Source organism: Frigidibacter sp. MR17.14 (assembly GCF_037095735.1).
In the GTDB taxonomy this organism is placed as follows: domain Bacteria; phylum Pseudomonadota; class Alphaproteobacteria; order Rhodobacterales; family Rhodobacteraceae; genus Frigidibacter.
In genome coordinates, this window is the sequence record NZ_JBAWKD010000002.1 from 105,044 (window position 1) to 127,140 (window position 22,097).

Annotated in this window: 17 protein-coding genes; 8 read left to right on the plus strand and 9 right to left on the minus strand. The window is 68.8% G+C overall.

Annotated features, from left to right (window positions below; all coding sequences use genetic code 11):
* Positions 1-46: 46 nt before the first annotated feature.
* Positions 47-820 carry a 3-oxoacyl-ACP reductase FabG gene (gene fabG / locus V8J36_RS05675; protein WP_336466307.1) on the minus strand — a complete coding sequence of 258 codons (774 nt, stop codon included), beginning with the start codon at positions 818-820 and terminating at the stop codon, positions 47-49.
* A 165-nt stretch (positions 821-985) separates the two neighbouring features.
* Between fabG and V8J36_RS05680 the strand changes: the two genes are divergently transcribed.
* Genes V8J36_RS05680 through V8J36_RS05705 form a run of 6 tightly spaced genes read left to right on the plus strand, consistent with a single transcriptional unit; the run spans position 986 to position 6,418 of the window.
* Positions 986-2,122: an ABC transporter substrate-binding protein gene (locus tag V8J36_RS05680; protein ID WP_336466308.1), complete on the plus strand. Its 1,137-nt coding sequence runs from the start codon at positions 986-988 to the stop codon at positions 2,120-2,122.
* A gap of 14 nt (positions 2,123-2,136) precedes the next feature.
* On the plus strand, positions 2,137-3,222 hold the full coding sequence (locus V8J36_RS05685; RefSeq protein WP_336466309.1) for an ABC transporter ATP-binding protein: 1,086 nt from the start codon (positions 2,137-2,139) through the stop codon (positions 3,220-3,222).
* 1 nt (position 3,223) lies between these two features.
* Positions 3,224-4,129 (plus strand): ABC transporter permease, encoded by a 906-nt coding sequence (locus V8J36_RS05690; protein WP_336466310.1) that lies wholly within the window; start codon positions 3,224-3,226, stop codon positions 4,127-4,129.
* Positions 4,130-4,945, plus strand: coding sequence for an ABC transporter permease (locus V8J36_RS05695; RefSeq protein ID WP_336466311.1), 816 nt, complete (start codon positions 4,130-4,132; stop codon positions 4,943-4,945). It abuts the gene before it with no gap.
* 13 nt (positions 4,946-4,958) lie between these two features.
* Positions 4,959-5,654, plus strand: a complete 696-nt coding sequence (locus V8J36_RS05700; RefSeq protein ID WP_336466312.1) for a cysteine hydrolase family protein — start codon at positions 4,959-4,961, stop codon at positions 5,652-5,654.
* Positions 5,651-6,418: a DeoR/GlpR family DNA-binding transcription regulator gene (locus V8J36_RS05705; RefSeq protein ID WP_336466313.1), complete on the plus strand. Its 768-nt coding sequence runs from the start codon at positions 5,651-5,653 to the stop codon at positions 6,416-6,418. The genes V8J36_RS05700 and V8J36_RS05705 overlap by 4 nt, the downstream gene beginning before the upstream one ends.
* On the opposite strand, the gene V8J36_RS05710 is transcribed toward V8J36_RS05705, so the two are convergent.
* On the minus strand, positions 6,396-7,040 hold the full coding sequence (locus V8J36_RS05710; protein WP_336466314.1) for a DsbA family protein: 645 nt from the start codon (positions 7,038-7,040) through the stop codon (positions 6,396-6,398). The genes V8J36_RS05705 and V8J36_RS05710 overlap by 23 nt on opposite strands.
* Positions 7,041-7,245: 205 nt before the next feature.
* On the opposite strand from V8J36_RS05710, the gene V8J36_RS05715 reads away from it, so the two are divergent.
* A complete protein-coding gene (locus tag V8J36_RS05715; RefSeq protein ID WP_336466315.1) occupies positions 7,246-7,821 on the plus strand; it encodes a class I SAM-dependent methyltransferase in 576 nt (191 codons plus the stop codon).
* A gap of 131 nt (positions 7,822-7,952) precedes the next feature.
* Here V8J36_RS05715 and V8J36_RS05720 read toward each other — a convergent pair whose 3' ends face one another.
* From V8J36_RS05720 to V8J36_RS05750, 7 genes are all read right to left on the minus strand, one after another.
* Positions 7,953-8,333, minus strand: coding sequence for a response regulator (locus V8J36_RS05720; protein WP_336466316.1), 381 nt, complete (start codon positions 8,331-8,333; stop codon positions 7,953-7,955).
* Positions 8,334-8,459: 126 nt separating this feature from the next.
* A complete protein-coding gene (locus V8J36_RS05725) occupies positions 8,460-10,010 on the minus strand; it encodes a PAS domain-containing sensor histidine kinase (RefSeq protein WP_336466317.1) in 1,551 nt (516 codons plus the stop codon).
* A 288-nt stretch (positions 10,011-10,298) separates the two neighbouring features.
* On the minus strand, positions 10,299-14,072 hold the full coding sequence (locus V8J36_RS05730) for a PAS domain S-box protein (RefSeq protein WP_336466318.1): 3,774 nt from the start codon (positions 14,070-14,072) through the stop codon (positions 10,299-10,301).
* 243 nt (positions 14,073-14,315) lie between these two features.
* Positions 14,316-15,488: a M20 aminoacylase family protein gene (locus tag V8J36_RS05735; RefSeq protein WP_336466319.1), complete on the minus strand. Its 1,173-nt coding sequence runs from the start codon at positions 15,486-15,488 to the stop codon at positions 14,316-14,318.
* A gap of 12 nt (positions 15,489-15,500) precedes the next feature.
* A complete protein-coding gene (locus V8J36_RS05740; protein WP_336466880.1) occupies positions 15,501-16,841 on the minus strand; it encodes an NAD(P)/FAD-dependent oxidoreductase in 1,341 nt (446 codons plus the stop codon).
* 13 nt (positions 16,842-16,854) lie between these two features.
* The gene (gene argE, locus V8J36_RS05745; protein ID WP_336466320.1) at positions 16,855-18,021 is read right to left on the minus strand and encodes an acetylornithine deacetylase; all 1,167 of its coding nucleotides are present in this window, start codon (positions 18,019-18,021) and stop codon (positions 16,855-16,857) included.
* Positions 18,022-18,024: 3 nt separating this feature from the next.
* Positions 18,025-19,896: an ABC transporter ATP-binding protein gene (locus tag V8J36_RS05750; RefSeq protein WP_336466321.1), complete on the minus strand. Its 1,872-nt coding sequence runs from the start codon at positions 19,894-19,896 to the stop codon at positions 18,025-18,027.
* 409 nt (positions 19,897-20,305) lie between these two features.
* Between V8J36_RS05750 and V8J36_RS05755 the strand changes: the two genes are divergently transcribed.
* Positions 20,306-22,009: a peptide ABC transporter substrate-binding protein gene (locus V8J36_RS05755; protein WP_336466322.1), complete on the plus strand. Its 1,704-nt coding sequence runs from the start codon at positions 20,306-20,308 to the stop codon at positions 22,007-22,009.
* Positions 22,010-22,097: the final 88 nt, after the last annotated feature.

Sequence of the window (22,097 nt, forward strand, 5' to 3'; positions counted from 1 at the left end):
AAATATCCCGGGGGTCAGGGGGCAGCGCCCCCTGCCTTGCCGTCCCTCAGCCCATCGCCTCCATCGCCGCCGGGCTTTCCGGCAGCACCTGCCCGCCATCGACGACCAGCGTCTGCCCGGTGATGTAGCCCGCCTCGCCCGAGGCGAAGAACAGCGCGGCATTGGCGATGTCGGCCACCACGCCCAACGCCTTCTGCGGGATCGAGGCGGCGGCGGCGGCGATGTAGTCCGGGCCCATCCCCTCCATCCCCTCGGTCATGATGTTGCCCGGCATCACCGCGTTGACGGTGATCTTCTTCGGCGCCAGCTCGATCGCCGCGGTGCGCATGAAGCCCAGCTGCCCGGCCTTCGAGGCGCCGTAATGCGACCAGCCCGGATAGCCGGTGATCGGCCCGGTGATCGACGAGGTGATCACGATCCGTCCCGCCCCGCTCTTCTTCAGTTCCTGCAGGCAAGCCGAGACCGAGAGGAACAGGCTTTTCAGATTGGTGTCGATCACCGTGTCGAAATCGGCCTCGGTCATCGTGCCGAGCGTGGCCGAGGGGAAGATCCCGGCATTGGCGCAAAGGATGTCGATGCCGCCGAAGGCCTCGACCGCCGCCGCGACCATCGCCGCGCAGCCCGCGGTCGTCGCCACGTCCGCCGCGACGCCGATCGCCTTCGGCCCGCACAGCGCCGCCACCGCCTGCGCCTCGTCCAGCCGGCGCGAGACCACCACCACATTCAGCCCGGCCTCGGCGAAGCGCAGTGCGATTCCCTTGCCGATCCCCCGGCTCGCGCCGGTCACGATCACGGTTTTGCCCCCAAGGCTTGCGAACATGTCTTTCTCCTGTCGATGAATTTGCGGGCGGCTTTTCGCCGTCTGCCGCCATGCAGCACCATCCTGCGGGTTCGGTCAATTTTTATGTTGCAACTCACACAGACCGGTCGGAAGATTCCGCTCAGAAGGCCAAAGCCTCGGCAGACCCACAGGGAGACGATCACAATGCAAGGCATCTCGCGTCGGACGATGATGAAACTGATGGGCGGGGCCGCGGCGGCCGCACCGTTCATGACCCGCCCCGCCCTCGCCGCGCGCGAGACCGAGCTGAACATCCTGTGCTGGGAGGGCTACAACTCGGCCCAGGTGCTCGACCCGTTCCGCAGCGCCAAGGGCGCCACCGTGCGGGCCGAAAGCCTCACCAACGACCCCACGATGATCAACCGCCTGCGTGCGGGCGAAACCGGCACCTGGGACCTGATCAACGTCAACAACCCCTGGGCGCGCAAGGTCATGGCGCCCGAGGGCCTGATCAAGCCGCTGCCGAAGGCCGAGTTCGAGCCCTATTTCGACAAGATGCTGTCGGACTTCAAGGCGCCCTACCGCTGGGCGATGAGCGAGGACGGCGCCGAGCTTCTGGGCATGGCGCAGCGCTTCGGGCCCTACAGCTTCGTCGTCGACACCGACAAGATCAGCCGCGCCAGCGCCGAGGAGCAGGGCTGGGACCTGTTCAACGACGCAGGGCTCGCCGGCCGCTACGGGATCCTCGAAAGCGACGACTGGAACGTGTTCAACATGTTCATGGTCGCGGGCATCAACCCCTTCTCGACCCACACCCCCGAAGAGATGGCCAAGTTCAAGGACGTCACCGAACGCGTCATCAAGGGCGCGAAGATGATCGGCGACATCGCCACGATGAACCAGGCGCTGATCTCGGGCGAGATCGACCTGCACCTGACCGGCGGCACCTATTCGGTCTCGCCCGCGCGGGCCGACGGCTTCCTGAACCTGCGCGCGATCACCCCGCGCAAGGGCCCGATCGACGGCAAGGGCGGGATCTCGTGGATCGAGATCACCTCGACCGTCAACAACCCGAACCTCTCGCCGCTGGCGCTCGAGTTCCTGAAATACGTGCAGGAGCCCGAGATGGCCCATACCGTGGCCTTCGCCGAGGGCACCTTCAACCCGGTCGCGCAGATGGGCAACAAGGCCTGCTTCGATCTCTTCACCCCCGACGAGCTGGAAGCGATCCAGTGGGACAGCCTCGAAGAGGACATGGCGCTGTCGGCCGAATACGACATCGTGCCGGACTATGACGCCGCGCTCGAGATCCTGACCGCGGCCAAGCGGCTGCGCGGCTGATGAAGGACCTGGCGATGGAGACGGCCTCCCACCCCGCAACCGCTGCGGCGGACCTGCCGGTGCTCGAGCTTGCGGGCCTGCGCAAGACCTTCGGCAGCTTCGATGCCGTCGCGGGGATCGACCTGAAGATCCGCGAAGGCGAGTTCGTCACCATCGTCGGTCCCTCCGGTTCGGGCAAGACCACGCTGCTGCGCATGCTGGCGGGGCTCGAGGCCCCGTCAGAAGGCGCGATCCTGCTGCGCGGGCGACGGATCAACGACATGCCCTCGGCCGAGCGCCCGACCTGTCTGGTGTTCCAGTCGCTGGCGCTCTTCCCGCACAAGTCGGTGGGCGAGAACATCGAGTTCCCGCTGAAGGTCAAGGGCGTGGGCCGGGCCGAGCGCAAGGCCCGGGCGCTCGAGCTGCTGCGGATGGTCCGCCTGCCCGAAAGCTACTACGCCAAGAACGTCATGCGCTGTTCTGGCGGCGAGCGGCAGCGCGTGGCGCTGGCGCGGGCCTTCGCCTACGACCCCGAGGTGCTGTTCTTCGACGAGCCGCTCTCGGCGCTCGACTACAAGCTGAAGAAGATCCTCGAGAAGGAACTGAAGGACCTGCACCGCGAAAGCGGCAAGACCTTCGTCTACATCACCCACAGCCTCGAAGAGGCAATGGTGATGTCGGACCGGATCGGGGTGATGCGCGCGGGCCGGTTGGTGCAGATCGGCACGCCCGAAGAGATCTACGCCCGACCCGCCGACCGCTTCGTCGCCGAGTTCTTCGGCGAGTTGAACGCGGTCGAGATCCATCGCACCGCGTCCGGCTGGGCGCGGGCGGACGGCGCGGCGGTCGCGATCTGCGACGCCGAGGTCGCGGGCGACCGCGCCGCGGCGCTGATCCGGCCCGAGATGGTGCGTCTCGTCACCCCCGGCGCCGGGGCCGACAACGTGATGGGCGGCACCGTGGTCAACGACTATTCGCTGGGCTCGCGCAGCCAGCTGCAGGTGCGCGTGGGCACCGACACCTGGCTGGTCGAGGTGCCGCGCGGCGCGGGCGTGCCCAAGGCGGGCGACGCGGTGATGATCGGCTGGGACGCCGCCGACGCGATGGTGCGGGAGAGCTGAGATGGCCGACCTGCCGATCCCGCGGGCCGAAACCGCCCCTTCCCGTCCCGGTGTCAGGACCCCGCTGTCCCCCGGCCTGCGCGCGGCGCTTCCGGTGCTGGCGCTTCTGGCCTTGGGCTTTCTCGCGCCGCTTCTGACCGTTGGCGCCTTCTCGGTCTCGCCCGAGAAAAGCTTCACCGCCTTCCAGTCCTTCACGCTGGAAAATTATCAGGCGATCTTCGCGCCGGGCAACACGGTCTGGACCTCGTTCCTGTGGTCCCTGATCCTTGCCGCGGCGGTGGTGGCGATCCTGCTGGTCGTCTCGTACCCGATCGCCTTCGGCCTCGTGCATGTCTTCGGGAAATGGGCGGGCTTCGTATCGGTCCTGTTCGTCTTCCCGCTTTTCGTGTCCGAGAACGTGCGGCTATACGGCTGGGTGCTGTTCTTCATCAAGAACGGCGTGCTGGACGGCAGCCTGAAATGGCTGGGGCTCGGCACCGCGCCCGAGGTGCTGTTCACCCCCGGCATCACGCTGTTCGGCATGGTCTATGTCTACCTGCCCTTCATGCTGTTCCCGATGGTGCTGGGCCTGTCGATGATCCCGAAAGACGCCGTCGACGCCGCCCGCGACCTTGGCGCCGGGCGCCTGACGATCTGGCGCGAGATCGAACTGCCGCTGGCGATGCCCGGCATCCTGATCGGGATGCTTCTGACCTTCGTGCTGGCCGCCGGCGCCGTGGCCGAGGCCAAGATCCTTGGCGGGCAGTCGGTGATCACCATCGCGCAGGACATCGAGGTGGCCTTCACCTACGCCCAGAACTGGCCCCTGGGCGCGGCGCTGGCGATGATCCTTGTCGCGATCATCGCGGTGCTGGCGCTGGGAGTGATGCGCCGGCTCGACCTCGACCGCATTCTGGGGAGACGCTGAATGGACACGCTCACCCCCGGCCAGCGCGCCAGCCGCGGCTTCGTGCGGCTCTGGACCGGCTTCGTGCTGCTGGCGGTCTACCTGCCGATCCTGTGCGGCGCCTTCGCGGGCCTGTCGAAATCGCGCTACTTCCTGTTCCCGGTGAAGGTGTGGTCCTTCGAATGGTGGGACAAGACCGCGGAAAGCCTTGAAATCCACACGCTTCTGCAGAACTCGCTGGCGGTCGCCGGGCTGGTGACGCTGTTCTCGGTGATCCTCGGCTTCTTCGGGGCGCTGGCCTTCGCGCGCTATGACTGGACGGGCCGGCGCGCCTTCCAGAAGCTGCTCTTGCTGCCGATCTTCTTCCCGCAGCCGGTGCTGGGGCTGGCGCTCCTGCTGTGGTTCAACGCGGTCGGGCTGCAGACCAGCTGGATGACCGCCGTCGTCGCCCACATGGTCTGGATCGTGCCGGTCGTCACGCTGGTCATCGCGATCCAGGTCTATGGTTTCGACCCGATGCTGGAAGAGGCCGCGGCAGACCTCGGCGCCTCGCGGCTGACGATCCTTCGCGAGATCACCCTGCCGATCCTCTGGCCCGGGATCTGGTCGGGCGCGCTCTTCGCCTTCCTGCTCAGCTGGGGCAACTTCCCACTGTCGCTCTATACGGCGGGGGCCGACAGCACGATCCCGAAATGGCTCTATTCTAAGATGGTCGCGGGCTACACGCCGATGGTCCCGGCGCTTGGCACCATGAGCACGCTGGCCGCCGCCACGATCCTGCTCATGGCCGGTCTCGCCGCCCGCGCCGTGAAGGCCCGCCGCGAGGCGAAGGCATGAGCAGGGGTGCGGCATGAGCTGGAAGACCGCCCACCGCTCGTTCTACTACGACGGCGCGCCCGAACCGCCCGACCCGGTGCTGCTGCCGGGCCGGGTCGCGCTTCTGGTGATCGACGTGCAGAACGTCTACCTCGAGCGCCCGGCCGATCCCGCGGCACTCTCTCCCGCCGACCGCGCCCGCTACGACGGCTGGGCTCCGTTCCACGCGCGGATGCACGACACGGTGATCCCGAACATCGCCCGCGCGATGAGGGCCTTCCGCCACCGCGACCTCGACGTGGCCTTCGCCCGCATCGCCTGCCTGACGCCCGAGGGCCGCGACCGCTCGCTCAGCCAGCGCAAGCCCGGCTGGAACGACCTTCTGCTGCCGAAGGACGAAGAGGCCAGTCAGATCGTCCCCGCCCTCGCCCCCGAGCCCGGCGAGATCGTGGTCTTGAAGACCACCGACTCCGCGCTGACCGGTACCGCGCTGCGCCTGCACCTGACCAACATGGGCATCACCCATGTCGTCTGCTGCGGGATCTTCACCGACCAGTGCGTCTCGTCCACCGTGCGCAGCCTTGCCGACGAAAGCTTCGACGTGATCGTGCTGTCGGATGCCTGCGCCGCCGGCACCCTGGCGCTGCACGAGCGCGAGCTCGAGGTGCTGAACATGATCTATGCCTCGGTGATGACCACCGACGAGATGCTGGGCTACCTGCCGTCATGAAACGCAAGGCCGAGCGGCAGTCGCGGATCCTCGCCGAGCTCGAGGGCGCCCCCTCGCTGCGCGTGGCCGAGCTTGCCCGGCGGATGGAGGTCTCGACCGAGACGATCCGGCGCGACCTTGACGAGATGACCGCGCGCAGGCTGCTGGACCGCACCTATGGCGGCGCGATCCGGCCCACGGGCGAAGAGCCGACGCTGTCGGTGCGCCACGCACTCTTCATCGAGGAACGCCAGCGCATCGCCGAGGCGGCGGTCGCGCAGCTTTCGGGCGCGCGGGTGATCATGATCGGCTCGGGCGCGACCGCGACCCATGTCGCGCGCCGCATCGCCGCCGAGATGCGCGACCTGACCGTGGTGACCCATGCGGTGGGCGTCGCGCAGGCGCTGACGATCAATCCCTCGATCCGGGTGATCCTTGCCCCCGGCGACTACCATGCCGGCGAGGGCGCCACGGTGGGCGCGCGCACCTCGGCCTTCCTGGCCGGTTTCCGGGCCGATGTCGCGGTGCTGGGCGCCAGCGGCCTTGGCCCCGACGGGCCGTCGGATGCGCTGATCGATGTCTCGTCGGTCTACGAGGCGATCTGCGCGCAGGCCGCGCAGGTGATGCTGGTCGCGGACCATTCGAAATTCGGGCAGATCTTCCCCGCCCGCTACGCCCCCTGGTCCGGGATCGACCGGCTGGTCACCGACCGCGCCCCCGAGGGCGCGCTGGCCGGCTGGCTGTCCGACGCGCGGGTGGCGCTCAACCTCGCGCCGCGGGGCTGACCGGCCCCTCGGCCCGGGTCGCGGCCACGATCTCGTCCAGCGTCGCCGCGTCGATCGCCCCGCCGTACAGCGTGCGCCCGATCACGAAAGCCGGGGTGCCGCGGAAGCCCAGATCCTCGGCCTGTTCCATGTTGCGCTGGATCAGTCGCTGCCAGCGCCCGGCATCGGCATTGTGCGCGGCCTTCAGCGCGGCGATGTCGAAGCCCGCGCGGGTCAGGCTGCGGTCGACCTCGGCCTCGGTCAGGCGGCCGCGGGCGCCGATCAGCGCGCCATAGGCCTGCGGATAGCGCCCCTGCCCGCTGGCCGCGAGGCCCATGCGCGCGGCATAGACCGAGGCCGGCCCGAAGACCGGCACATCCTTCAGCACCAGCCGCAGCCCGCGGTCGCGGGCCAGCGCCGCGCGCAGCACCGGCGCCACCTTGCGGCAGTAGGGGCACTGGTAGTCGAAGAACTCGACGATGGTCACGTCGCCGGCCGGATTGCCCAGCACCGGCGCGTCGGGGTCATGGGTGACGGCGCGCACGTCGGGCTCTGCCGCAAGGGCCATCCGGGGCAGCGCGGCCGCCAGCGCCGCCGTCGCCGCGCCGCCGAGCGCCCCCTGCAAAAGCCGTCGCCGATCCATGTCGCCCTGCCCCCGTCATCATCCGTTGCGCAATCCGACGCCCGCCATAACGCAATCCGCCGGATTTTCCCAAGCATCGTGATCGGCGTCGCCGGGCGCGGGCGGGAAGCCGCGCATCACGGCTTCGTAGACCGCGCCACTGGCGGTTGACAGTGCGTCACCCTGCGGCCAACCCTAGCCGCGGACGACAGGGGAGAGCCGACGGATGACGAGTGAAACGGGGATCGGGACACGGGCCTTCTTCCGCGCCTTCCTGGACAATCCCCGCTATGTCGCCTCGGCGGTGCCCTCGGGGCGCAGCCTCTCGGCGCTGATGGTGCGCGACCTGCCCCACCACGGCCCGATCGTCGAGCTTGGCCCCGGCAGCGGCGTCTTCACCCAGGCGATGCTGGCGCGCGGGATCAGCGAGACCGACCTGCACCTGGTCGAGCGTCATCCCGACTTCGCCCGCAAGCTGACCATCAACTTCCCCCGCGCCACCATCCACAACGGCGATGCCGGGCGGCTGCCGTCGCTGCTGGGCGGGTCCGAGATCGCGGCGGTGGTCAGCGGACTGCCGCTGCTGTCGCTTCCCAAGGCCACGACCTTCCGCATTCTCGAGGGTGCGTTCCGCCTGCTGGCGCCGGGGGCGATGTTCGTGCAGTTCACCTATGGCCCGAAATCGCCGGTGCCGAAGGCGATGGCGGAACGGCTGGGCCTGTCGGTCAGCTATGCCGGCGCGACGCTGCGCAACCTGCCGCCCGCGCGGGTCTACCACATCCGCCGCCGCCACGAAGCCTGAGCGAGAGCCTCAACGGAGGCCTGAGCGCGCCCGCAGCGCAAAAGGAAAAGGCCGCCGCCCGACGGCAGCGACCTGACAGCAAGTCTCGATCTGTTGATCCCGAACGGCGTGACCCGCCCCTCAGGCCGGTCTCAGCGCGTCTCCCACAGGGCGCGGACCTCGTCGGCCAGCGTCATCGGGTCGAAGGGCTTGGTGATCACGCCCAGCGCGCCCAACGCGATCAGCGATTCCACGTCGGTTTCCTGCGCCTTAGCGGTCATGAAGATCGCGGGCGTCGTCTCGAACCCCGGCAGGGCGCGCAGGCCCAGCAGCGTCTGCTCGCCCGACAGGCCCGGCATCATCACGTCAAGCAGCAGCAGGTCCGGCATCTCGGAAGTGGCGCGCTCGATCGCGACGGCGCCGGAGGAGAACTGCACGATCTCGAGCCCCCCGATCATCTCGAGCGCGATGGCGGCGATTTCCTGGATGTCGGGATCATCCTCGACATGCATGATCTTGCGAAGTTCGGTCAAGACGGCGTCCTTTGTCTCTTGGCCCCGTCATCCCGCCCGGCCTGTGCGCCAGCGCGACCACGACGGCCCCAAGGGTGAGAAAGCGAGGTTTCGTCGGGCCTGTCAACCCAGAGCCCCCCGGACGTGTCAGGCGACATTCCGGGCGACGTGTTCGAGCAACTCGAAATGGAACTCGGTGCCTTCCCCGGGGACCGAGGTGAAGCGGATCTCGCTGCCGTGCTGCTCGATGATCGCCTTGACGATCGCGAGGCCAAGCCCGGTGCCGCCGACCTTGCGCTTGTCGCCGCTGTCGGCCTGGGTGAAGCGTTCGAGGATCCGCGGCTGGGCTTCCAGCGGGATGCCGTCGCCGCGGTCGCGCACGAAGATCCGCAGGGTCTTGCCACGCCGCTCGATGCCCACCTCGACCTCGTCGCCGGCATGGCTGAACTTGGCCGCGTTCGACATCAGGTTGGCCAGCACCTGCATCAGCCGCTCGGGGCTGGCTTCGACCACGGCGGGCGTATCGGTGCCGACACCGCGGAACCGCACGCCGAACTGCGCGCCATAGCTGCCGTTGACCTCGATCGCCTCGCGGATCAGCGCCGAAAGATCGGTCTCGACCAGCCGCATGTCGAGCTTGCCCGCGTCGATCTTTTCCAGGTCGAGGATGTCGTTGACCAGCAGGATCAGCCGGTCGGTATTGCGCTGCGCGATCCCGAGGATGCCGCGGGCGCGGTCCGACAGGTCGGCGCTGGCCGTCATCGCCAGCAGCCCCAGCCCGCCCTTGATCGAGGTCAGCGGCGTGCGCAGCTCGTGGCTGACCATCGCGGTGAACTCGGCCTTGGCGCGCATCGCCGCCTGCCGCTCGGTCACGTCGCGCAGGATCGCCACGAAGCGGGCCGCGTTGCCGGTGGGGCGGACGTATTGCAGCGTGATCTCGACCGTGCGGTCCTGGGTCATCTGCTCGAAGCTGGTCGAGCGGATGCGCCCGGTCTGCAGGCGGCGCATCTCGCGCTGGATCTGGGCGATCTCGACCAGCGCCCCGGTCTCGGACAGCGAGCGGCCGACATAGGCCCCGTCCATCCAGCCCAGCCGCTGCAGGGCGCGCTGGTTCATGTAGCTGAAGGTGAGGTCCTCGGGATGGAACATCCAGACCTCGTCCTGCCACATGTCCAGCGTGGCGCGCAGCTGGTTCTCGCTGTCGGCGGCCTTGGATTCGGTGACATCGGTGCGGATGGCGAAGGTCTCGACCAGCCGGCCGCGGCTGTCCATCACCGGCACCACCGTCGAATGGGTGAAGTACTGCGAGCCGTCGCGGCGCTGCCAGCAGGTCTCGCCAGACCAGATCTGGCCGGCGCGCATCTTCGCGTCGATGTCGGCGACGCGCTCGGGGGTGACCCCGATCGGCTCGAGGTCGGGGATCGTCGCGCCGATCACCTCGTCCAGCATCAGCCCCGAGGTCGCGAGGAACTTGGCGTTCACCGCCTTGATATGCCCCTCGGCATCGCTGACGTTGACCATGCAGTGTTCGTCGACCGCGGCCCGGAAGCGTTCGGCCTGGCGCTGCATCTCGGCCGTCAGCCGCTTGGTGCGCAGTGTCAGGCACAGCAGCGACAGCGTCAGGAGCAGACAGCCAAGCATCGACAGCAGCTCGGTCCGCTGCGCCAGCCAGAGCAGTGTTACCCTCAGAACATCCATACGCGGCCCTCACAGATCCCGCGGCCCGGGCGCGTCGTTGCGCTTCGGAACTGCTGCGGTTGCAACATGAACCTCTGGGCGGGCACGGTCGTTTTGAGGACTGAATTGGGGAAGTTTCTGGGCAATGGCCGGGCCTTGCCGGGGCCAGCACAACCATTCGCAGAGAATTGGCCGTCGCGGCGGATTGGCAACCGCAGGGAACGGGCGCGCTGCAGTGCGGCTTCGGACGCAGCCCTGACGGGCAGGATCCAAAGGGCGCCGCGCGCGGCGCCCGCGTCCTGCGTGCCCTCAGGCCACCGCCGCCAGGCAGTCGCCCACCAGCTGGTCGAGCCGCGCGCGGCTCTTGACCGCCTGCCGGGCGACGCGCGGGTCGGGGCGTGCGGGCTCGCTCGCGCTCAGCCCGAAGATCGGCACCGGGGCCTCGATCTCGTCCAGCAGCACCCGGCCGTCGCCGTCCGAAAGCGTCCAGTCGATCACCACGAGGTCATAGCTGGTGTCGGCCAGCAACCGGCGTGCCGCGGCGATCGAGCCGGCGGTCTCGACCTCGGCCCGGTCGCCGAAGGCCGAGCGGAAGACCTCGGCGAAATCGGCATCGTCCTCGACATGCAGGATCCGCGGCGCGCCGCCGGTGGCGGTGCCGGCGCGGCTGCGCCCCGCGACCTCGGTGGCGGTTCCGGCCAGCCCGCTGACCGCCGGCACCCGGATGCGGAACTCGCAGCCGCCATCAGGCTGATTCTCGAAGTCGATCGAGCCGTCCATCTGCTCGAGGATCTGGTGGGTGATGTTCAGCCCAAGGCCGGTGCCGCCCTTCTCGCGCGTGGCCGAGCTGTCGGCCTGGCTGAAGGGCGTGAAGATGCGAGCGCGGAATTCCTCGGGGATGCCGGGGCCGCGGTCGCGGACGCGGATCTCGGCCATGTCGCCGTCGGCCCGGGCGCTCATCGTCACCGCGGCGCCACGCGGCGAGAACTTGGCGGCGTTCGACAGCAGGTTCGACATGACCTGCTGGAAGCGGTCGCGGTCGACGCGCACAGCGAGGTCGGCCGCGACCGGCGCCAGACGGATCGTCACGCCCAGATCGTCGGCATAGGGCTGGTTCACTGCCACCGCCTGATCCAGCAGGCCCGACAGCGGCGCGTCGGCCAGCTCGAAGCGCATCTTGCCCGAGTTCAGCTTCTCGAGGTCGAGGATGTCGTTGACCAGCATGATCAGCCGGTCGCAGTTCTTCTGGCCGATCGACAGCAGCCGCTCGGCCTTGGCGGGCAGGTCGCGGCCCATCGTGCCCAGCACGAGGCCGAGCGCCCCCTTGATCGAGGTCAGCGGCGTGCGCAGCTCGTGGCTGACGGTGGCGACGAAGTCGGACTTCATCTGCTCGACCTTGCGCCGCTCGGTGATGTCCTGGATCTGGACGATGAAGGCGACGCCGTCGCCCTGCCCGTCGCCCATTCCCATCATCGAGATGTTCAGCAGGCCCCAGACCTCGATGCCGTCGTTGCGGCGCATCAGGCGTTCCATCTGCACCACCGGCGTCTCGCCGGCGCGCAGCGCGGCGCGGTCCGCCTCGGAGATGACGCGACCGCCGGGCGGGATCAGGTCGCCCAGGAACCTGTCCAGCAGGTCCTCGGGCGCATAGCCAGAGAAGCGGCAGAAGGCCTCGTTCACGCGGATCAGGCGGCAGTTCACGTCCAGCAGCGCCATGCCCATCGGCGCATGCTCGATGACAGCGCGGAACTGCGCCTCCTTGTGGGTGATGGTGTCCAGCGCGTCGCGCAGCCGGGTGACGTCGGTCTGCACGCCCAGCAGGCGCAGCGCGGTGCCGTCGGCGGCGCGGGTGCTGACGATCGCCTCGGACCGCATCCAGCGCAGGCTGCCGTCGGCGGCCCGCACCCGGTATTCGACGATCGAGCGTTCGGTGCGCCCGGCGATGCAGTCGTCATCGGCGACGCGGATCAGCACGCGGTCCTCGGGCAGGACGCGGGCCTCGAACTCGGCGCGGGCGTCCAGGTCCTCGGCGCGGGTGCCCGGCGGGAAGCCCATCAGGTCGACCCAGTTCTGGCTGACCACCTCTGCCCCGGTGCGCAGGTCGATGTCGAAGACGGCAATCTGCGCGCCGGTCATCGCCATGTTCAGCCGCCGCTCGTTCTCGCGCAGCAGCGCCTCGGCGGTGTGGCGCTGGGTGACGTCGCGCAGGATCGCGGTCGCCCGCGCCTCGCCGTCGGCATCGGCCCAGGGGTTGATCTGCACCTCGATCTGGCGCACCGACCCGTCGGCGCGGCGCATCTCGTGCTGGCACGACCGGCCGTCCGCCTCGGAGCCCAGCGGCATGTCGACGGGCAGCAGGTCGCGCAGCCGCCGCCCCGCCAGGCCAGAGGCCGGCAGACCGAAGATCTCTTCGGCGGCGTGGTTCAGCGACAGCATCCGTCCGCGCGGGTCCAGCAGCACGAAGCCGACCATCGCCGTCTCGATGATCGAGCGGGTGTGGCTGTCCTGGGTCGCAAGCTCGCGCGCCTTGCGGTCCACCATTGACAGGACCTGCTGCTCGCGGCGCAGCAGCAGCGTCATCAGCGTGCCCATCCCCAGGCTCAGCAGGATGCCCGCGGCAAGGATCAGCTTGGCCTCGCCCAGCCCGTGGGTGGCGTCGAAAAGCGGGGTGCTGTCGAAGGCCAGCGTCCAGTCGCGGCCCTGAACGCTCAGCGAGCGTTCCAGCGCGAACATCGGGCGCGCCTCGGGCGCGGGGCCGCTGTCGAAGATCTGCTCGCCGCCGGTGCCGGCGCCGTCGTAGACCCGCAGGCGATAGCCGGCATGCTCGACGCCGGTGATGTCCTCAAGCAGCGTCGCCGCAAGGAAGGGCGTGTAGACCCAGCCGATCACGTCCTGCGCCGCGGCGGGCGTGCCGGTGTGGTAGACCGCGCGCAACAGCACCAGCCCGACCGAGGCGGTCTGGTCCTGCACCAGCCGGATCGGGCCGCTCAGCGTCGCCTGTCCCGACCGCGCCGCGGCCTGAAGCGCCTCGACCTGCGCCGGGGCGAAGGCAAGATCCAGCCCCCGCGCGCCATCGTTGTGCTCTTCGGGCTCGATGAAGCGGATGACGTAGTGCATCGGCGTCTCGACCGCCGGGTGGATCGCCAGCGGGCGGCCGTCGATCCCGGAATTGGCGGCGGCGAAGGCGGCCAGATCGGCATCGGCGACCGGCTGGATCACGCCCAGCCCCAGCGCCCCCGGCACCGCCCCGCGGAAGTCGAGGTCGCGCACCAGCCGGGCCCAGTCGGCCCGTGCCATCTGCCCCTGCGCGCGCAGCAGCGCCGCGCCGCCGTCGACATAGCCGCCATAGGACTCGATCCGGCTGGCGATCAGGCGCGAGACCTCGCTGGCCTGCGCCTCGAAGGCGGCGGTCGAGCGTTCGGTTTCGGCCTGCGACAGCACCGACCAGGCCCAGAAGCTGCCGGCAAGGCCCAGCAGCACGCAGAGGAACGAGCCGTTGGTCAGTTCGGGCACAGGCCGGCCGCGCCACAAGAGCCGCGGCATCCGCAGCCAGTTCGAGAACAGCACCAGCGGCACCACCACGGCGATGCCCAGCAGGTCGCCCGTCCACCAGGTCCACCAGCATTCCGCCGCAGCCCCCGCACCCGAGATCCGGCCCATCGCCAGCAGCACCGCGGTGCCGATGGTCGCCGAGATCACGGTGCCCATCGGGCCGGCGAACAGGGTGAAGGACATCGCCTCCATCCAGCTGCCGATGCGGATCGGCAGGCCGTAGCGCGCCCGCGCGATGCCACCGATCAGCACCGCCTGCAGCCCTGCGCCGATGGCGACCAGCGCCGGCAGCAGCAGGTGCGACGGCTCGATCCCGTCAAGGGTCAGCCCGCCCGACAGCTGCGCGCCCATCAGGAACGAGCCCAGCCAGACCCCGGGCCAGACGCGGGTGCCCAGCACCAGCACCGCGGCCAGCGAGACGCCGGCCGGCGGCCAGATGATCGTGGCCTGCCCCGCGGGATTGGCGATCACATGGCCGATCCAGCCGGTGATGACGTAAAGCACCGCAACCACGACGCTGGCAAAGGCCATCGACGCGTTCCCCCGGTAAGCAGTCCCCTCGGGGGACTGCCATTCGAACCTGCTTGCCATACGGCCTCTGCTCCGCGACCTGCCCCGCCCCTCCGCGCGGAAGGGACAACGGGCGCGCCTTGTCGTTTTCAGACATGAATCGGTGCACGAAGGCCACCGGGCAACAAACTTGTCACACCAGGCGCGAAGATTCCCCGCCCGGTGGCATTTTTGCAATTCCCGCCAAGGGGGAGTGCCCGGAGATCAGGCGCCGCCGAGTCGCGCCTCGACCATGCCCGCCAGCCAGCTGGACCCGAAGGGGATCGCCTCGTCGTCGAAGACGTAATTCGGCGAATGCACCGCCGCCGTGTCGCCGTTGCCAAGGAAGATGTAGGCCCCCGGACGCTCTTCGAGCATGTAGGAAAAGTCCTCGGCCCCCATCATCGGCTCGGCCTGGGTCTCGACCGCGGTCGCACCAGAGATCGAGCGGGCGACCTCGACCGCGTGGCCGGTCTCGTCGACCGAGTTCATCGTCACCGGGTAGCCGCGGTCGTAGTCGATCTCGATCGTGGCGCCGAAGGCCTCGGCGGTGGCGGTGGCGACGGCGCGGATGCGCACCTCCATCAGGTCGCGCACGGCCGGGTCCATGGTGCGCACCGTGCCGCCAAGGGTCACGACCTGCGGGATCACGTTGGTCGCCGGGCTGTCGGTCTGGCAGGTGCAGATCGACAGGACCGCCGATTGCAGCGGGTTCACGTTGCGGCTGACCACGGACTGCAGCGCCACGATCACCTGCGCCGCGACCAGCATCGTGTCGATGCACTGCTGGGGCTTGGCCGCATGGCCGCCCTTGCCGGTCAGGGTGATCTTCACCGTGTCGGCCGAGGCCATCATCGCGCCGGGCCGGATCGAGAAATGCCCGACCGGGATCCCGGGCATGTTGTGCAGCCCGTAGAACTCGTCGATGCCCCAGCGGCCGACCAGCCCGTCGTCCAGCATCGCCTTGCCACCACCGCCGCCCTCTTCGGCGGGCTGGAAGATCACCACCGCGGTGCCGTCGAAGTTGCGTGTCTCGGCCAGATACTTGGCGGCGCCCAGCAGCATGGCGGTGTGCCCGTCATGGCCGCAGGCATGCATCATCCCCGGCACCTTCGAGGCATAGCCCACGCCCGATTTCTCGGTGATCGGCAGCGCGTCCATGTCGGCGCGCAGGCCGATTACCCGGCCCGCCCCGCCGTTGCGGCCGCGGATCACGCCGACGACGCCGGTGCGCCCGATGCCTTCCGTCACCTCGTCGACGCCGAAGGCGCGCAGAAGCTCGGCCACCTTCGCGGCGGTGCGGTGCACCTCGTAGAGCAGCTCCGGGTTCTCGTGGAAATCGCGCCGCCAGGCGGTGATCTCGGGCAGCAATTCGGCGAAGCGGTTCTTGACGGGCATGGGATCACTCCTTCAGAGGCTGGGCCCCAGCACGACGGGCGAGCCGTCGGTGAAGCGCGAAAGACGGAAACGGGACAACTCGTGGTCGATGGCGCGGCCCATCGCGATGTCGGCGATGACGCGGCCCACGCCGGGACCGATGCCGAACCCGTGGCCCGACAGGCCGGTGGCCACGATCAGCCCGGGCAGGTCCGGTGCCTCGCCCAGTGCGGGCACCACATCGGGCAGCGTGTCGATCATCCCGGCCCAGGTCAGGTCCAGCCGGATCTCGCCCAGCACCGGGAAGGCCTCGGCAAAGCGGGTGCGGAACATCTCGGAAAACATCGGGTTCGGCGCCGGGTCCAGCACCCGCATCGCCTCGAAGGGCGTCGCGCGGTCGGCCCGCAGGCGGCGGGGCGTGCCCCAGGCATCGGGGAAGCCCTTCGGCGCCGCCGGCTTGAAATGGCTGCCCGAGATGTCGGCGCGGATCTGCGGCAGGAAGTCCTTCAGGTAGCGGAAGGCGTCGGGCCCGACATAGACGTCGTGCAGCGCGCCCGAGGCGAGGGTGTAGCGCCCGTCGAGCCTGCGGCGGAACGCCACCCGCCCGTCCGAGGCCGCGCCCGCGAAGATCTCGGGCAGTTCCTGGGTGACGCCCACGGTGCAGCGCACCGCCAGCTGCGGCAGCCGCACGCCATGCGCCCGCGCGAACATCCCCGACCAGGCGCCGCCCGCCAGCACCACCCGCCCGGCGGCGATGCGGCCCCGCTCGGTCAGCACGCCCGTCACCTGCCCGCCCGTGACCTCGAGCCTGCGCACCGCGCAGCCCTCGCGGATCACCGCGCCCGCCTGCGCCGCCAGCCGTGCCAGCACCGGCACCGCCACCCAAGGCTCGGCCCGCGCGTCCGAGGGCGTGACGATCCCGCCCGCCCATCCCGGCGCGTTCGGCATCAGCGCCGAAAGCTCGCGCCGCGACAGCAGCCGGGTGTCGACGCCATGCGCGCGGGCATGGGGCAGCCAGGCCTCGTGAGCAGCCAGCTCGGCCTCGGTCTTGGCGATATAGACGATGCCCTCGCGCCGGAAGCCCAGCGCGTCATTGGTCTCGATGTTCAGCGACTGCCAGTGGCGCAGCGCCTCGATCACCAGCGGCAGTTCCGACGGGTCGCGCCCCTGCTGGCGGATCCAGCCCCAGTTGCGGCTCGACTGCTCGCCCGCGATGCGGCCCTTTTCCAGCACCGCCACCTTCTGCCCCGCGCGGGCCAGAAACAGCGCCGTCGAGATCCCGGCGACGCCGCCGCCGATGATGGCCACATCGACCGCCTCGGGCAGCGGGCCGTCATGCTCGACGGGGCTGTCGGCGGTGATCGGGAAGCGCATCATTCGGTCCGGCTCATTTGGCGAGGTGATCGACCAGCTTCTGCATGAAGGCCCAGCCGGCCTCGAACTCGGACAGCTCGATGTATTCGTCGGGCTTGTGCGCCTGTTCGATATCGCCCGGCCCGCAGACCACCGTGGAATAGCCGTTCAGCTGGAAATGCCCGGCTTCGGTGCCGTAGCTGACGGTGTTGGTCGAGTTGTCGCCGGTCAGCGCGCGGGTGAAGCGTTCGGCGGCGCCGTCGGTCTCGGGCTCCAGCGCCGGGACGGCGAAACTGTCGGTGACCTCGATCCGCGCCTTGGGGTCGATGCGTTTCATGCCGGCCTCGACCTCGGCCACCTTGGCCAGGAAGCGCGCGCGCCACTCGGCCGGGTCCTCGCCCGCGACCATGCGCATGCCCAGCTTGAAGCGGCATTCGCCGGCGGTGATGTTGTGGGCGGTGCCGCCCTCGATCTGCCCGACCGAGATCGTGGTGAAGGGCGGGTCGAACATCGCCGCCATCTCGTTCGGCGCGGCGGCCATCAGCGCGTCATTGGTCTCGTTCAGCCAGGCGAGGATCCGCCCCGCCTCGTGCACCGCCGAGACGCCCTCGTGCTGCATCGAGCTGTGGACCGGCACGCCCACGATCCGCACGTCGAACGAGATCGAGCCCTTGTGCGCGGTCACCACCTTCATCCGACTGGGCTCGCCCACGATGACAAGGCCCGCGCGGGGCAGCTTGCCGGCCATCTCCTCGACCATCGAGACGCAGCCGTTGCAGCCGACCTCTTCGTCGTAGGACAGCGCGATCTGCAGCGGTCGTTTCACGCCCGCCTTCAACGCCAGCGGCACCGCGGCCAGCGCCAGCGCGTCGAAGCCTTTCATGTCGACCGCGCCGCGCCCGAACAGCTTGCCGTCACGCTCGATCAGGACCCAGGGATCGCTCTCCCAGTTCTGCCCATCGACCGGCACCACGTCGGTGTGACCGGAAAGGACAATCCCACCCGGCACTTGCGGGCCGACGTTCGCGTAAAGGTTGGCCTTCTTGCCGTCTTCCGAGAAGACCTTGACGCTGTCGACGCCATATCCGGCAAGATATTCGGCCGCCCAGTCGATCAGCGGCAGGTTGCTGTCGCGGCTGACCGTGGGAAACGAGACCAGCTTTGCGAGAATTTCTCGCGGCGACAAGTCGTTGGAGGACATTTCTCAGCCTTTCAGGACAAAGTGCCCGGGGCCGACCTGATCGTAGAGCGAAGGCCCGGGTTCATGGCCGACCGGGAAGATCGGCGAGGGGAGCGGTTTGTATTCGACCTCGCCGCGGAGCCTCCGGCGCGACGGGTCGGCGACGGGAACCGCCGAAAGAAGCGATTTCGTATAGTCGTGCGTCGGGTTCTCGAACACCGCGGCGCGGGGGCCGATCTCGACGATGCGGCCCATGTACATCACGCCGACGTTGTGGCTGATCCGTTCGACCACCGCCATGTCGTGGCTGATGAACAGGAAGGACAGGCCCAGATCGGCCTGAAGCTCCATCATCAGGTTCAGCACCTGCGCCTGCACCGACACGTCCAAAGCCGAGACCGCCTCGTCGGCGATGATCAGCTTGGGGTTCAGCGCCAGCGCGCGGGCGATGGCGATGCGCTGGCGCTGGCCGCCGGACAGCTCGTGCGGGTAGCGGCGCAGGAAGGCGCGGGGCAGCTCGACCCGGTCGAAGAGACCCGCAACGCGGTCGTGCAGTTCGGACCCGCGGGCGATGCCGTAATTGCGAAGCGGTTCAGCGACTTGCTCGAACAACCTCATTTGCGGATTGAGGCTGGCATAGGGGTCCTGGAACACCATCTGCATGTCGCGGCGCGCCTTGTGCATCTGGCGCTCGTCGAAGGTCAGCACATCCTTGCCCTCCAGCCAGACCTGCCCCGCCGAAGGCTCGACCAGCCGCAGCACCGAGCGCCCGCAGGAGGACTTGCCGCAGCCGGATTCGCCGACCAGCGAGAGCGCCTCGCCCTTGCGGATCTGGAAGCTGACATCCTCGACCGCGTGCACGTTGGAAATCGTGCGCCGCATCAGCCCGCCCTTCACCGCGAAGCGCGTGGTCAGGTGCTTGACGTCGAGGATCACCTCGGGCTCGGCCGCGGGGGCGGTGCGGGCCTTTTCCTCGGCCACCTCGGCGATCAGCACCTCGCCCGAGCGCGACAGAAGCCGCATCGGCTCGGGCGCGGGCTTGCCCGTCATCTCGCCCAAGCGCGGCACCGCGGCCAGCAGCGCCTGCGTGTAGGGATGCTGCGGCGCTTCGAAGATCTGCTGGACGGGGCCTTCCTCGACCTTGTTGCCGCGGTACATGACCACCACCCGGTCGGCCATCTGCGCCACGACCGACATGTCGTGGGTGATGAACATGACGGCGGTGCCCTTCTCGCGCTTCAGCCGGTCGATCAGCGCCAGGATCTCGGCCTGGATCGTCACGTCGAGCGCGGTGGTGGGCTCGTCGCAGATCAGCAGCTTCGGCTCGCAGGCCATCGCCATCGCGATCACCACCCGCTGCCGCATCCCCCCCGACAGCTCGTGCGGATACTGTTTCAGCCGCCGCTCGGGTTCGTTGATCCGCACCATGCGCAGCAGGTCCAGCGCGCGCGCGTCGGCGGCCTCTTTCGACAGGCCCTTGTGGACGCGCAGACCTTCCGTCAGCTGCCGGCCCACGGTGAAGACCGGGTTCAGCGAGGTCATCGGCTCCTGGAAGATCATGCCGATCTCGTCGCCGCGGATGTCGCGCATCACCCGGTTCGGGGCGCTGGCAAGGTCGATCCGGCTGCCGTCCTCGCGTTCGAACTCCAGCGTGCCGCCGACGATCTCACCGCCGCCGAACTCGACCAGCCGCATCAGCGACAGCGAGCTGACCGACTTGCCCGAGCCGCTTTCGCCCACCACGCAGACGCATTCGCCGGGCGCGATCTCGAAGCTGACATCCTCGACGCCCAGCACGGGGCCGTCGTTGGTCTGGAACTGGACGCGCAGGTTCCGAATCGCCACCAGGGGCGATTCTTTGCCGGACGCGGGGGGAACGCGGGGCGTGTCGAGCATGGATTTCCCTGTCGTTGGAGGCGGCCGGAGGTGCCGGCGCGGGCGCTCGTTTCGGCGCCTTTGCACGGAACGCTGAAAGATGCTGACCGGAAAGTCAAACCTTGTGCAGCTTTACCCGGCGCAAGCCCGCCCCGCGCCACTCGGGAACGGGGGAAGCAAGGTCAATCCACAGGACGCTTGCGTTTTAAGAAAGCTTCGTTGGAAGATCACGCCCATGCCGGACCCGTGAAACGGGACGTACGACCGGCCAATGACCACCGCGCCCCGGGACAAGGGGCCGGACACGAGACCGACAGCGACGAGCCAAAGGGACATCCGACCTGCCGCCTTCTTGCGAAGCCACGTCAGCGTATCAGGTGCCCCGGTCCCGCCGGGATGTCGGTCCATCACCAGCTAGGAGAGATTTGACATGAAGATGAGATCCCTGTTGCTCGGCACGGGCGCGGCTTTCGCCCTGCTGCCCGCCGCGGCGATGGCCGAGCGTGGCGACAGCGGCCACGTCAACCTGATCTATTATCAGGCGCCCTCGATCATGAACCCCTACCTGTCGTCGGGGACCAAGGACCTCGAGGCCTCGTCGCTGGTGATCGAGCCGCTGGTCCGCTTCAACCCGAAGGGCGAGATGCTGCCCTGGCTGGTGACCGAGATCCCGACGGTCGAGAACGGTGGCATTTCGGCCGACCTGACCTCGATCACCTACAAGCTGAAGCCGGGCCTGAAATGGTCGGACGGCACCGATTTCACCGCGGAAGACGTGGTCTTCACCGGCCAGTACTGCATGGACCCCGAGGGCGGCTGCGCCCAGTCGGCGCGGTTCGAGGGCGTGAAGTCGATCGAGGCCGTGGATGCCACGACCGTCAAGATCACCTTCGACGAACCCAAGGCCTATCCCTACCTGGCCTTCGCCTCGTATGAATCGCCGATCCTGCAGAAGGCGCAGTTCGAGAACTGCACCGGCACCAAGGCGCCGACCTGTTCGGAACAGAACTTCAAACCGATCGGCACCGGCGCCTTCAAGGTCGACGAGTTCCGCCCGAACGACGTGATCTCGCTGTCGGCCAACGACAACTACCGCGATCCGGCCCTGCCCCACTTCAAGACCATGACCCTGAAGGGCGGCGGCGACGCGGCCGCGGCGGCGCGCTCGGTGCTCGAGACCGGCGAGTTCGACTATGCCTGGAACACGCAGCTGGCGCCCGAGGTGCTGGACCAGATGCTGAAGGCCGGCAAGGGCACCTCGGAAGTGGCCTTCGGCAGCCTCGTCGAGCGGATCGAGATCAACTGGACCGACCCCTCGGCCAGCCTGCCCGAGGGCGAACGCTCGACCGCCAAGCATCCGCACCCGATCTTCGGGGATGAAAAGGTCCGCAAGGCGCTGTCGATGGCGATCGACCGCCAGCTGCTGGCCGACGTGGGCTATGGCAACCGCGGCCAGCCGACCTGCAACCTGGTGCCCGCGCCGGAAAACTACGCCTCGTCGAACACCGAGTGTCTGACCCAGGACATCGAGGGCGCGAAGAAGCTTCTGGACGAGGCCGGCTGGAAGGTCGGGTCTGACGGCATCCGCGAGAAGGATGGCAAGAAGTTCAACATCCTCTACCAGACCTCGACCAACGCCGTGCGTCAGGACTACCAGTCGATCATCAAGCAGTGGTGGGCCGAGATCGGCGTCAACGCCGAGCTGAAGAACGTCGACGGTTCGGTCTATTTCGGCGGTGACCCGGGCTCGCCCGACACCTTCCAGAAGTTCTACGCGGACGTCGAGATGTACGCGAACAACTTCGCCGGCACCGACCCCGAGCAGTATCTGGCGATGTACACCTGCGACAAGGCCCCGCGTCCCGAGACCGGCTGGCAGGGCGAGAACATCAACCGTTACTGCGACGAGGCCTATGACAAGCTGGTCGTCGAACTTGGCAAGACCTCGGACCTCGAGAAGCGGGGCGAGCTGGCCAAGAAGATGAACGACATGCTGACCAAGGACACGATGACCATCATTCCGCTGGTCTATCGCGGCACCGCCTCGGCCAAGTCGAACTCGCTGATCGGCTCGCAGATCAACGCTTGGGACAGCGAGCTGTGGAACGTGGCCGAGTGGTCGCGCGCGAAGTGATCTGACGCGACACGACCGGGCCCGGGAGGCATCCGCCTTCCGGGCCCTTCGGTATTGCCGTGCGCCGGGGGCCACCCCCGGCGGCGCC